This window comes from Gemmatimonadales bacterium, from assembly GCA_035502185.1.
Lineage (GTDB): Bacteria > Gemmatimonadota > Gemmatimonadetes > Gemmatimonadales > JACORV01 > Fen-1245.
Window position 1 is genome coordinate 44,338 of record DATJUT010000015.1, and the last position, 11,852, is coordinate 56,189.

An 11,852-nucleotide genomic window follows, 5' to 3' on the forward strand; every position below is an offset into this window, starting at 1 on the left:
GGCTACAGCGTCTTCTGGAAGATCCGGTACCGCTTGTAGATCACTCCACCCTGCCGCTCCATCTCGGCGCGGATCTTGGTGTTGCTCTCGAGCTCGTGATGGCTGTCCATCACCTCGAAGCCCCCGGCGATGGCCGCGCGCATCATCGCGGCACCGAGCAGCGTGTCCACCCCGCGGCCCCGATACGCCTCCTTGATGCCGCCGAGGAGCAGATCGAGCTGCCGCGCCCGCCGCATCGCGCGGAGGATGTGGATGAACCCGAACGGGAACAGGCGGCCCCGCGCCTTGACGATGCCCTCGAACAGGTTCGGGATCGCGATGAAGAAGCCGACCAGCTCCCCTTCCTTGACGACCGCCTTCACGAACCGGGGATCGAGCAGCGGCAGGTACTGCTTGGCGAGCCCTTCCATCTCCTCCTGGTCGAGCGGCGAGTAGCCGTAGATGCCGACGAAGGTCTCGTTCATCAGCCCGAGGACCGGCCGGATGTACGGCTTCAACTCACTCCGGCTGGCGAACTCCAGCAGGCGGAAGTGTCCGCGGGCCGCGATCCGCTCGGCGACCTTCTCGTACAGCTCCGGGATCCGCTCGGGAACCGGGATGCGGTAGACGACGTAGTCCACTTCCTTCCCGTAGCCCTCGGCCTCGACCAGCGGGATGAGCCAGGGGAAGTTGTAGTAGGTCACGATCGTCGGCTCGTGCTCGAACCCCTCGACCAGGAACCCCTCGGGATCCTGGTCGTTGAAGCCGAACGGGCCGATGATCCTCGTCATCCCGCGCTCGCGCGCCCAGCCCTCGACGTGCGACAGCAGGGCGTGGACCACCTCCGCGTCCTCGGTGGCCTCGAGGCCGGCGAACCGCGCGGACTTCTCCTTCATCATCTCGTTGTGGCGGCGGTTGACGATCCCCATCACGCGGCCCACCAGCCGTCCGTTCTTCGAGGCCAGGAGCAGCGTCGCGTCGCAGTAGCGGAACGCGAGGTTCTTGCGCCGGTCGTAGTACCTCCACTCGTCCATGTAGATCGGAGGCATCCAGCGCGGGTGGTCCCGGTGCAGCTCCTCGGGCAGGTAGATGAACCGCTTCAGGTCTCGCTTGCTCACTACGGGGGTCACCTGAACAGGCATGCTCGTGGGCTCGCTTCGCAGTGGTCTCGACCCGTAAGGCGGTCGTGAGGTCAACACAAGCTATGGTCGCGGGTTGCGGCTCGCCAGTTGGCGGTCGCCGGCGCGCCGCACTCCGCGGCGCGATCGCTGGAACGGAACTTGCCCTCCGGCGTTCGGCATGACGGCTTTCGCCCCTGCCGCGTTCGGCGTCTTCGCCGCCATCGCGCTCACCGCGGTGACGGTGGGCTCGCTGCACACGCTCGCCCCGGATCACTGGGTGCCGTTCGCGGCCCTGGCGCGCGCGCAGGGCTGGCCGGCGGGCCGGACGGCGCGGATCACGATGCTGTGCGGCTTCGGGCACGTCACCACGTCGGTCGCGCTCGGGGTGGTCGGCCTGGTGTTCGGCCTCGAGCTGGTGGCGGCGTTCGGCCGCCGTCTCGAGGCCTGGGGCGGGCTGCTGCTGGTGGCGTTCGGCATCGCCTACGCGATCTGGGGCGTCCGGCGCGCCGCCGGCCGGCGCCTCCACGGGCACGCGCACCGGCACTACGACCACGTGCACGATGCCGCGCGCATGACCCCGTGGACGCTGTTCCTGCTGGCCTGCGCGGATCCGTGCGTGGCCGTGATGCCGCTCGTGATCGCGGCGGCGCCGCTGGGGACCGGCGCGGTGGCGGCCGTGGCGCTGCTGTACGAGATCGCGACCATCGCCACGATGGCCGGGCTGACGCTGCTGGCCTGGCGCGGGGCGACCCGGCTCACCGCCCCCTGGGTCGACCGCTACGGCGACGCCGCCGCAGGCGCGCTGATCGCCGTGCTGGGGATCGTGCTCGCCGCCGTCGGCGCGTAGGGCCGGCGCCCGCCTCGCGCGGCCGCCCCACCGGCCTTAGCTTCCGGTTTCGTGACCACTCCGGTCTTCTTCGACGCGTCCGGCAAGCGGCGGCGGGCGGTGAACCGCTCGTCCACCGTGCTCGGACTCGGCGCCGCCGTCGTGACCACCATCTTCGTCGTCAGCCTGCTGGTCGTCCCGTTCCTCCCCCGGTTCCCCGGCATGGCCAATCCGGCGCGCCAGCTCAACCGCGCCGGCCAGACGCTGCTGCCCAGGCGCAGCCAGCGGCTGAACCGCTCGCTGCTGCGCCGCTCGCGCATCGAGCTGTGGAAGGACATCGCCGCCCGGCGGGCCCGCGCCGCCCGGCGCGCCGCGCTCCCCGGCCCGCCGGTGAAGCCGGACACGATGATCGCGGCGTTCTACGCCATCTGGCAGCGGAGCGGCCTGTACTCGCTGCGGCTGAACGCGGACCGGCTGACCGACCTGTTCCCGGAGTGGCTGCACCTCAACCGGGCCGGCACCGGCCTGGACTTCAAGGACTGGGACCCGGAGGTCACGCAGTCCAACCTCGACGTGGTCGACGTCGCGCGCGACCACCACATCGACATCCACCCCGTGCTCAACAACGCCGAGGGCGGACAGTTCGATCCGGTCCGCGCCCACGTGCTGCTGTCGTCCGGCCGGCGCCAGCTCGAGCTGGCGTACGCCATCCGCGACTGGCTGGTGAAGGAGGATTTCCAGGGCCTGAATCTCGACCTCGAGAACCTCCAGGCCGATGACTACGCACGCCTGCCCCGCTTCGTCGCGCTCCTGAGGAGCGTGCTCCACGCGGCGGAGCTGCAGCTCAGCGTGGACGTCGAGGCCGGCCGCAGGGACGTGCCGCTCGCGCCCATCGCGCAGGCGGCGGACTACGTCATCCTGATGGCGTACGCCCAGCACGCGCCCGCCTCGGCGCCCGGGCCCGTGGCCTCGGTGCCGTGGTTCGACAGCGTGCTCGCCCGGACCCTGCAGCAGGTGCCGCCCGCGAAGCTCGTCGCCGGCATCGGCAACTACGGCCTCGACTGGCCCGTCGGCGGGAAGGCCGGCACGGCCGTCACCTACCAGCAGGCGCTGTTCACCGCGCAGGACAACCATCCCGACGAGCCGGCGCGGCAGGTGGTGGACTTCGACCCGGTGGCGCTCAACCCGACCTTCCAGTACCAGGACGACTCGTCCAGGACCCACGAGGTGTGGATGCTGGACGCCGCGACGGCCTACGACGACCTGCTGCTGGCGCGCCGCAGCGGCGTGAAGAGCGCCGTGCTGTGGGTGCTCGGCTCCGAGGATCCGTCGGTGTGGGCGGTGTTCGACCGCCACGCGCCGGACTCGCTGCCCGGCGCCGGCCGGCTCGACACCATCCCGCCGCCCTACGCTCCGCTCAAGACCGGCGACGGCGACGTCCTGGAGGTGGTCTCCTCGCCCCGGGGCGGGCTCCGGACCGTGGATGCCGACTCCGCCACCGGCGTCGTCACGGACGAGGAGTACCTCACCTTCCCCTCGCCGTACGTGATCCGGCACTCCGGCTACAAGCCCAAGAAGCTGGTGCTCACCTTCGACGACGGCCCCGACCGCGTCTTCACGCCGGAGATCCTGGACGAGCTGAAGGACCTCGGGGTGAAGGCGACGTTCTTCCTCATCGGGGAGAACGTGGAGCGCTACCCGGAGGTCACGCGGCGCATCCTGCGCGAGGGCCACGAGATCGGCAACCACACGTTCACGCATCCCAACATGGGGGCCGTGAGCTACCGGCGGCTGATGCTGGAGTTCAACACGACCCAGCGCGCGCTCGAGGCCGTACTCGGCCGGTCCACCATCCTGTTCCGCTTTCCCTACAACGCCGACCAGGAGCCGAACACCAACGAGGAGACGGATCCGGTCCTGGTGGCGGCGCGGCTCGGCTACATCACGGTGGGTGAGCTGATCGACCCGCAGGACTGGAACCTCTTCAAGACGGACAGCACGGGCGCGCGGACGGTGCGCACCGCCGACGACATCATCGCCGCGACGCTGAAGCAGGTGGACAGCATCAAGGGCAACGTCATCCTGCTCCACAGCGGCGGCGGCGACCGGAAGGCGACGGTGCAGGCCCTGCCGGTGCTGGTGCACGACCTCGAGGACCGCGGCTACCAGTTCGTCACGGTCTCCCAGCTGATCGGCGTGCCGCGCGACGTCGTGATGCCCTCGGTGAGCCCGCACGAGGAGCTGCTGGTCGGCCTCGACCGGGTGACGTTCGACACCCTGTTCACCTTCGAGACCCTGCTCGGCGCCACGTTCATCTTCGCGGTCGCACTGGCCGTCGGCCGGGTGGTGTTCATCATTCCCGTCGCCCTGCTGGCTCGCCACCGCGCCAAGCGCACGGTGTTCGACCCCGCCTTCCGCCCGTCGGTCTCGGTGCTGATCGCCGCCTACAACGAGCAGCCGGTCATCGTCCGCACCATCCGCAGCGTGCTGGCCAACCAGTACCCGGACCTGGAAGTCATCGTGGTGGACGACGGCTCGGCCGACGGCACGGGCGACGCGGTGAGCCGCGAGTTCGGCGCCGACCAGCGCATCCACCTGATACGCCAGGCGAACGGCGGCAAGGCGGCCGCGTTGAACCGCGGGATCCAGGACGCGCGCGGCGACATCCTGGTGTGCTTCGACGCCGACACCCAGATCGCCCCGCAGGGCATCGCGCTGATCGTCCGCCACTTCCAGGACGCGCAGGTGGGCGCGGTGGCCGGAAACGTGAAGGTCGGCAACCGCATCAACGTCCTCACCCGCTGGCAGTCCATCGAGTACATCACCAGCCAGAACCTCGACCGGCGGGCGTACGCGCATCTCAACGCCATCACGGTCGTGCCCGGAGCGGTGGGCGCCTGGCGGCGCAGCGCCGTGCTCGCGGTCGGCGGCTATCTCGCCGACACGATGGCCGAAGACATGGAGCTGACCTACCGGCTCCGGCGCGCGGGATGGCGGATCACCGCCGACACCGAGACGCTCGGCTACACCGAGGCGCCGGCCACCTTCCAGGCGTTCTTCCGCCAGCGCTTCCGCTGGGCCTACGGCACGCTGCAATGCCTGTGGAAGCACCGCGGCGCGCTGTTCCGCTACGGGTGGTTCGGGGGCCTCGCGATCCCCGCGGTGTGGGTGTTCCAGGTCCTGTTCCAGGCCCTGGGCCCGCTGGTGGACCTCAAGGTGGTCTGGACCCTGATCGACTTCGCGTACTCCTGGGCCACGATGGGGGCCCTGCACCAGGACTGGCAGCCGCTGCCGGGCATCACGCGGCTGGTGCTGGAGGTAGGGTTCTTCTACGGCATCTTCTTCGGCGTGGACCTGGTGGGCGCGCTCATCGCCTACCGGCTCGACCGGGAGAAGTACCGGGACCTGTGGTGGCTGTTCTGGCAGCGGTTCGTCTACCGCCAGCTGATGTACGCGGTGCTGTGGAAGTCGGTGGTGACCGCGATCAAGGGCAAGCGCCAGGGCTGGGGGAAGCTGGAGCGCAAGGGCACCGTGCGCCTGGCGGTACGGACGGCGCGGACGGCGTAGCCGCCGCTTGCGCCGGCGGCTGCCGCGCGCTACCTCTGACCCCACCAGACACCTCTTCGAGGCCCTCATGCGTCGCACCGCATCCCTCACCGCCGGCGTCGCGCTCCTGCTGCTCGCCGCCTGCCAGCCCTCCAACAAACCCCAGCTGCTCACTGGCGCCGACTCCACGGCGATCGCCAAAGTCCGTGCGGACTACGCCGCCGCCTGGAACCGGGGCAACGTCGACGGCGTCGTGTCGCTGTACACCGACGACGCACTGCTGCAGCAGGCCGACACGGGGGCGCTCAAGGGCAGCAACGCCATCCGCACCTACCTCAACAGCGCCCTGGGCACGCCCACCCGACCCGTGCTCGCCGTGACCTCGACCGCGCTGACCGGCCGGCAGGACCTGGCGGTCGACGTGGGGACCTTCACGCTGACGCCCCCCGCGCCCCCCGCGCCCGCCAAGGGCGCGGCGCCGGCCGCGCCCGCGCCGATGTCCGGCAAGTACCTGGCGGTGATGATGAAGCAGTCCGACGGCCGCTGGAAGCTCACCTGCCTGGCCAGTAGCGGCGACGCGCCCATGGCGCCGCCGGCGCCCGCGAAGAAGGGGCGGTAGCAGAAGGGCCGGGCCGATAGCGGAAGGCGGTTTGCCGGGCAGTTGCCAGACGGCAAGTCGAGCAGTGGTTGCCAGGTGAAAGAGGCAAGGGGCCAGACCGGTTGCCAGTACTTGCAGCTGGTCTGGCCGCCGTCGTCTCACGGCTGGTAACCACTGGCAACTTGGCGTCTGGGAACCCCCTAACTAGGTTTAAGGGCTTTTATGGCCGACGTCTCGCTTCGGCGCAGCCAGCTCATGCTGCTCGCAGGGACCGCGAACCGGCCCCTGGCCGAGGAGATTGCGGCGCATCTCAAGCAGCCGCTGTGCGAGGTGACGATCCGGCGGTTCTCCGACGGCGAGCTGTTCGTCAAGATCGACGAGAACCTGCGTGGGCGCGACGTCTACATCATCCAGCCCACCAACCCGCCGGCCGAGAACCTGATCGAGCTGCTGCTGCTGATGGACGCGGCGCGGCGGGCGAGCGCGGCGCGGATCACGGCGGTGATCCCGTACTTCGGCTACGCGCGGCAGGACCGCAAGGACCAGCCGAGGGTGGCCATCAGCGCCAAGCTGGTCGCGAACCTGGTGAGCACGGCGGGCGCGGACCGGGTGCTGGCGATGGATTTCCACTCGCACCAGCTGCAGGGGTTCTTCGACATCCCGGTGGACCATCTGTACGGCGCGCCGGTCCTGACGGCGCACTACCGGCAGAAGATGCTGAAGGACCTCGTGGTGGTCGCGCCGGACGTCGGCTCGGCGAAGATGGCGCGGGGTTTCGCCAAGCGCCTCAACGGCTCGCTGGCGATCATCGACAAGCGGCGCCCGTCGGCGAACATCGCCGAAGTGGTCAACGTGGTCGGCGAGGTCGAGGGGCGCGACTGCCTGATCCCCGACGACCTCATCGACACCGCCGGGACGGTGAGCGAGGCCGCCGCGGCGCTGAAGCGGCTCGGCGCCCGGAACGTGTACTGCTGTGCGTCGCACGCGCTGCTGTCGGGACCGGCGATCGACCGCCTGTCGGCGTCGCCGATCGAGGAGCTGGCGGTGACCAACACGATCAACATGCCGAACCGGAAGCCGTTCGACCGCCTGGTGGTGCTGTCGGTGGGGGGCTTGCTCGCGACGGCGATCGCGAACACGCACAGCGACAAGTCGGTGAGCAGTTTGTTCGATTGAACACCAAGTGAGAGGTGAGGGCTCTCACTCTTCACTTCTCTCGTCTCACGCTTCGAGGATCGGAGCAATGGCCCAGACCGTTCAGTTGAAAGCGAGCAACCGTTCCACCCACGGCAAGGGCGCCGCGCGCGCCATGCGCCGCGGCGGGCAGGTGCCGGCCGTCATCTACGGGCGCGGCCGCGAGCCGGTCGCCCTCACCGTCGACGGCGTGGCCCTCGGCCGGCTGCTCGAGAAGATCCACCCCGAGAGCACCATCGTGGAGCTGGCCCTGGACGGCGGGACCGTCCCCACGCTGATTCGCGAGGTCCAGCGGCACCCGGTCCGCCCGGGGATCGTGCACGTGGACTTCTACGAGATCCGCGCGGGCGAGAAGATCCGGCTCGAGGTGCCCATCCACTGCGTCGGCATTCCCGAGGGGGTGCGCAACCAGGGCGGCACGCTGGACCAGGTCATCCGCAACGTCGCCATCGAGGTCCTGCCGACCGACATCCCCGAGCGCGTGGAGCTGGACGTGACGGCGCTCACGATCGGCAAGTCGCTGCACGTCTCCGATCTGGCGATCCCCAACGTCCACATCCTCATGGATGCGGCGCTGACGGTGTGCACGGTCGTCGCGCCGCGGGTCGAAGAGGTCGTCGCGCCGGTGGCCGGCGCCGTGGTGGAGGGTGCGCCGGTGGAGGGCGAGGCGGTTGCGGCTCCGGTCGAGGGTGCCGCGGAGGTCGCGGAGCCCGAGCTGATCCGGAAGCGCAAGCCGACGGACGAGGAGGGCGAGGTCGAGGAGAAGAAGGACAAGAAGGACAAGAAGTAGGACGGGCGGCGTGGCGTGAAGCTGATCGTCGGGCTCGGCAACCCCGGCGCCGGTTACGCCGACACCCGCCACAACGCGGGATTCTGGCTGGCCGACACGCTCGCCTCGCGGTGGCGGCTTCCGCGCTTCCGGCGGCAGCCGCCGTCGCTCGCGACCGGCGGCCGCACGCCGTTCGGGAGCGTCCACCTCCTCAAGCCGCAGACCTTCATGAACGACTCCGGACACGCGCTCGCGGGGCTCCGGCCCCCCGAGCCCGGCGGCCCCATCGAGGGCCTGCTGGTCCTGGTGGACGACGTGGCGCTGCCGGTAGGCTATTTCCGGATCCGCCCCCGCGGGAGCGCCGGCGGACACAACGGCCTGAAGAGCATCGAGTCCACGCTCGGCACGCGCGAGTACGCCCGGCTGCGGATCGGCGTGGGTCCGGCGCCCGAGGGCGTGGACGACCTGGCGGCGTTCATGCTCGAGCCCATGCCGCCCGATGATCGCCAGGTCGTCGAGGAGCTGCTGCCGCAGATGGGCGAGGCGGTGGAGTGCTGGATGACGGAGGGCGCGGAGCGCGCGATGACGCGGTTCAACCGTCGCGTGCGCCCGGCCGGGTGACCTCGCGCGAGATCCGCTACCGAAAGGACGCCAGATGAGCCTGCGCCGTGTCCTGTTCTCCTTCGCCGTGGCCTTCATCGCGGCGCTGGCGGTGTTCACCCTGCCCCGCTTCGTGTACAACTCGGTGACGGCGGCGGTGGCCCAGGCACCCAGGGCGGCAGTCGGGGATTCGGGGGCGGGGACCGGGGACCGGCCAGGCGCGCAGCACCCGGCCGCGGCGCCCGCAGCCCAGAGCCCGGCTCCGTCTTCCCCGAGCCCCACCCTCCAAGCCCCGACCCCCGTCTCCCTGCCCACCCGCCTCACCGGCCTGCTGGGCATGGCGCTGTTCCTGCTGGTCGGCTACCTGCTGAGTCGCAACCGCGGTGCCATCAGCTGGCGCACCATCGGCTGGGGCCTCGGGCTCCAGCTGGCGTTCGCGGTCTTCGTGCTGCGGGTGCCCTTCGGGATCCGGCTGTTCCGGAGCCTGGGCGACATCGTCACCCGGATCCTCAGCTTCTCGTACGCGGGCTCCGAGTTCGTGTTCGGCGACATCGGCGCGCAGCACGCCAAGATCGGCGTGGTGTTCGCGTTCCAGATCCTGCCGGCCATCATCTTCATCTCGGCGCTGATGGCGATCCTCTACTACCTCGGCATCATGCAGGTGGTGGTGCGCGGCATGGCGCTGGCGATGAACAAGCTGCTCAAGGCGAGCGGCGCGGAGAGCCTCAACGTGGCGGCCTCCATCTTCATGGGCCAGACCGAGGCGCCGCTGACCATCCGGCCCTACCTGAACAAGATGACCCAGTCGGAGCTGATGACGGTCATGACGGCGGGCATGGCGCACGTCTCCGGCTCCATCATGGCCGCCTACATCGCGTTCGGCATCGAGGCGCGGCACCTGCTGACCGCGGTGATCATGACCGCGCCGGGCACGATCGTGATGGCCAAGCTGCTCCAGCCCGAGACCGAGCAGCCCGAGACCCTCGGGATCGTGCGGCTCGACGTGCCGAAGACCGACGTGAACGTGGTGGACGCCGCGTCCCGCGGCACCGGCGAGGGCCTGCACCTGATGCTCAACGTGATCGCCATGCTGATCTCGTTCATCGCGATCATCGCGCTCCTCAACGGCGGCTTCGCCTGGGTGCACGGCTGGGCCGCGTGGTTCCCCGCCAGCATCCAGACCGTGCTCGGCTGGGTCGGGCGGCCGGTGGCCTGGGCGATGGGCGTGCCCTGGCGCGACGCCGGCACCATCGGCAGCCTGCTGGGCACGCGCGCGGTGCTCAACGAATTCATCGCCTTCGCGCAGCTGGGGCCGATGCGCGCGGCGCTCGACCCGCGCAGCTTCACCATCGCGTCGTTCGCGCTGTGCGGTTTCGCGAACGTCAGCTCGGTGGGCATCCAGATCGGGGGCATCGGGGCGCTGGCGCCGGAGCGCAAGCACGACCTCGCCCGCCTCGGCTTCCGCGCGATGCTGGCAGGGACGCTGGCGAACTTCATGTCGGCGGCGATCGCGGGGATATTGCTGTAGGGGTGAAGCGTGAGAAGTGAGGGGTGAGAGGTTCAGGTGAGAGGTGAGAGGCGACCTCTCACGCCTTCCGCCCCGCACCTCTCCCTTGAACCTCTCACTTCTCACCCCTCACCTCTGACGCTATCTTTCCCTCCACACGCAACCTGCTCCCGCCCACACCCGGCGGGGGCCGCTCAGACCAAAGGGGAGGTGCCGCACGTGACCCGTCGCTACGAAGTCGTCTACATCTTCAACAGCGCGCTGGAGGAGCCCGCGATCAGCGAGAAGCTGACGCGGTTCCACGCGCTGCTGGGCCCCGACGTGCAGGTCAGCGTCAATCACTGGGGCAAGCGCTCCCTGACCTACAAGATGAAGCGGCACGAGACCGGCTACTACGTGATCGCCCAGTTCGAGGCGCCGCCGCCGGTGCTGCCGGAGTTCGAGCGGGCCGTGAAGCTCGACGAGGGCGTCCTTCGCTTCCTGATCGTGCTGGCCGAGGCGGCCACGCCCGCGCCGGTGCCGGTCGAGGCGCCGGTGGCGGCGGCGGTCGAGGAGGAAGAGGAATGAGGACGCGCAGCAAGACGTGCCCGGTGTGCGAAGCGGGCGTCCGGGTGGTGGACTACAAGGACGACCGCACGCTGGGCCGGTTCCTCACGGATCGGGGCAAGATCCTGCCGAGCCGGCTGTCGGGGATGTGCGCCCGCCACCAGCGCCAGATATCGACCGCCATCAAGCGGGCACGGCAGCTGATGCTGCTGCCCTACATCAAAGGGTACGGCCAGTAGCCCGAAGCTCCGGCCGCTGATCCTGGGGGCGCTGAGCTACTTCTTCGGGATCGCGCTCGTCTCCCCGGTCGCGCTGGTGGCCGCGCCGCTCGCCGTGTACCTGGCGCTGCAGCCGTCGGCCCGCCGCGACCTGGCGTACGCCGCGGCCTGCGTGCTGGTGACCCTGGCGCTGTGCTGGGGCCCGGCCGACGAGTTCGAGCAGCTCGAGCGCGCCTGGGTCGTGCTGCTCACGGCCGCCGTCGCGATCGCGGTGATCACGGGCGGGCGCAGCTGGGTCACGACCAGCCTCCTCGCGCTCGGGCTGGCCGGCGGAGCGGCCGCCGCGCTGATGGTCGTCACCCACCTGTCCTGGGGGAAAGTGGCCGGCGTCGCGGAGCAGCACTTCTTCCCGCCCGCCCGGTCCCTGGTCGACCTGGTCGCCCCGGTCGGCGCTCCGGCCCGCGAGTCGGTCAACGAGTCCCTGCTGGCGTTCGTGCGCGTGCTGAGCCGCTTCCTGCCCGGGGTCGTGCTGCTCCAGTCGCTCGCCGCGCAGGCTCTGGCGTGGGCCCTCTACCACCGTATCGCCCGCGCGCCACGCGGTGAGCCGCTGGGCGCGCTGGCCGGCTTCCGCTTCAACGACCACCTGATCTGGGGCGTCGCGCTGTCGCTGGTCGCCGTGCTGCTGCCGCGGCTCGGCTGGGCGCGGGCCATGGGCGGCAACCTGCTGCTGTTCTTCGGCGGCCTGTACCTGGTGCGGGGCGTCGCCGTCCTGGCGGCCGTGGCGGTCGCCGCGCGCTTCACCGGGCTGCTGGCCTCGGCCGTCGTGCTGCTCGGCACCGTGCTGTTGTGGTGGATCCTCGCGCCGGCGCTGCTCGTGCTGGGACTCACCGACACGCTGGTCGACTGGCGGCTGCGCCTGGCGCGCGCCGCCGGCAAACCCTAGGGGAC

General features: G+C 70.4%; 11 protein-coding genes. 10 read left to right on the forward strand and 1 reads right to left on the reverse strand.

The window, feature by feature from the left end; genetic code table 11:
• Positions 1 to 2 precede the first annotated feature (2 nt).
• Positions 3 to 1,097, reverse strand: a complete 1,095-nt coding sequence (locus VMF70_01705; GenBank protein HTT66720.1) for a hypothetical protein — start codon at positions 1,095 to 1,097, stop codon at positions 3 to 5.
• A gap of 181 nt (positions 1,098 to 1,278) precedes the next feature.
• On the opposite strand from VMF70_01705, the gene VMF70_01710 reads away from it, so the two are divergent.
• The 10 genes from VMF70_01710 (at position 1,279) to VMF70_01755 (ending at position 11,847) form a co-directional block, all read left to right on the forward strand.
• Positions 1,279 to 1,947, forward strand: coding sequence for a hypothetical protein (locus VMF70_01710; protein ID HTT66721.1), 669 nt, complete (start codon positions 1,279 to 1,281; stop codon positions 1,945 to 1,947).
• Positions 1,948 to 1,998: 51 nt separating this feature from the next.
• Positions 1,999 to 5,493 carry a glycosyltransferase gene (locus VMF70_01715; GenBank protein HTT66722.1) on the forward strand — a complete coding sequence of 1,165 codons (3,495 nt, stop codon included), beginning with the start codon at positions 1,999 to 2,001 and terminating at the stop codon, positions 5,491 to 5,493.
• Between the two features lie 67 nt (positions 5,494 to 5,560).
• Positions 5,561 to 6,091, forward strand: a complete 531-nt coding sequence (locus VMF70_01720) for an SgcJ/EcaC family oxidoreductase (GenBank protein HTT66723.1) — start codon at positions 5,561 to 5,563, stop codon at positions 6,089 to 6,091.
• A gap of 201 nt (positions 6,092 to 6,292) precedes the next feature.
• Positions 6,293 to 7,246 carry a ribose-phosphate pyrophosphokinase gene (locus tag VMF70_01725; GenBank protein HTT66724.1) on the forward strand — a complete coding sequence of 318 codons (954 nt, stop codon included), beginning with the start codon at positions 6,293 to 6,295 and terminating at the stop codon, positions 7,244 to 7,246.
• Between the two features lie 67 nt (positions 7,247 to 7,313).
• Complete coding sequence (locus VMF70_01730; GenBank protein ID HTT66725.1) at positions 7,314 to 8,054, forward strand: 50S ribosomal protein L25; 741 nt, start codon at positions 7,314 to 7,316, stop codon at positions 8,052 to 8,054.
• Positions 8,055 to 8,069: 15 nt separating this feature from the next.
• Entirely contained in the window at positions 8,070 to 8,654 is a 585-nt protein-coding gene (pth, locus tag VMF70_01735) for an aminoacyl-tRNA hydrolase (protein HTT66726.1), read from the forward strand.
• Positions 8,655 to 8,688: 34 nt separating this feature from the next.
• Positions 8,689 to 10,161: a NupC/NupG family nucleoside CNT transporter gene (locus VMF70_01740; GenBank protein ID HTT66727.1), complete on the forward strand. Its 1,473-nt coding sequence runs from the start codon at positions 8,689 to 8,691 to the stop codon at positions 10,159 to 10,161.
• A 198-nt stretch (positions 10,162 to 10,359) separates the two neighbouring features.
• Positions 10,360 to 10,707 carry a 30S ribosomal protein S6 gene (rpsF, locus tag VMF70_01745; protein HTT66728.1) on the forward strand — a complete coding sequence of 116 codons (348 nt, stop codon included), beginning with the start codon at positions 10,360 to 10,362 and terminating at the stop codon, positions 10,705 to 10,707.
• Positions 10,704 to 10,925 (forward strand): 30S ribosomal protein S18, encoded by a 222-nt coding sequence (gene rpsR / locus VMF70_01750; GenBank protein HTT66729.1) that lies wholly within the window; start codon positions 10,704 to 10,706, stop codon positions 10,923 to 10,925. The genes rpsF and rpsR overlap by 4 nt, the downstream gene beginning before the upstream one ends.
• Before the next feature lie 49 nt (positions 10,926 to 10,974).
• Positions 10,975 to 11,847: a DUF2232 domain-containing protein gene (locus tag VMF70_01755; protein ID HTT66730.1), complete on the forward strand. Its 873-nt coding sequence runs from the start codon at positions 10,975 to 10,977 to the stop codon at positions 11,845 to 11,847.
• The last annotated feature ends 5 nt before the right edge of the window (positions 11,848 to 11,852 follow it).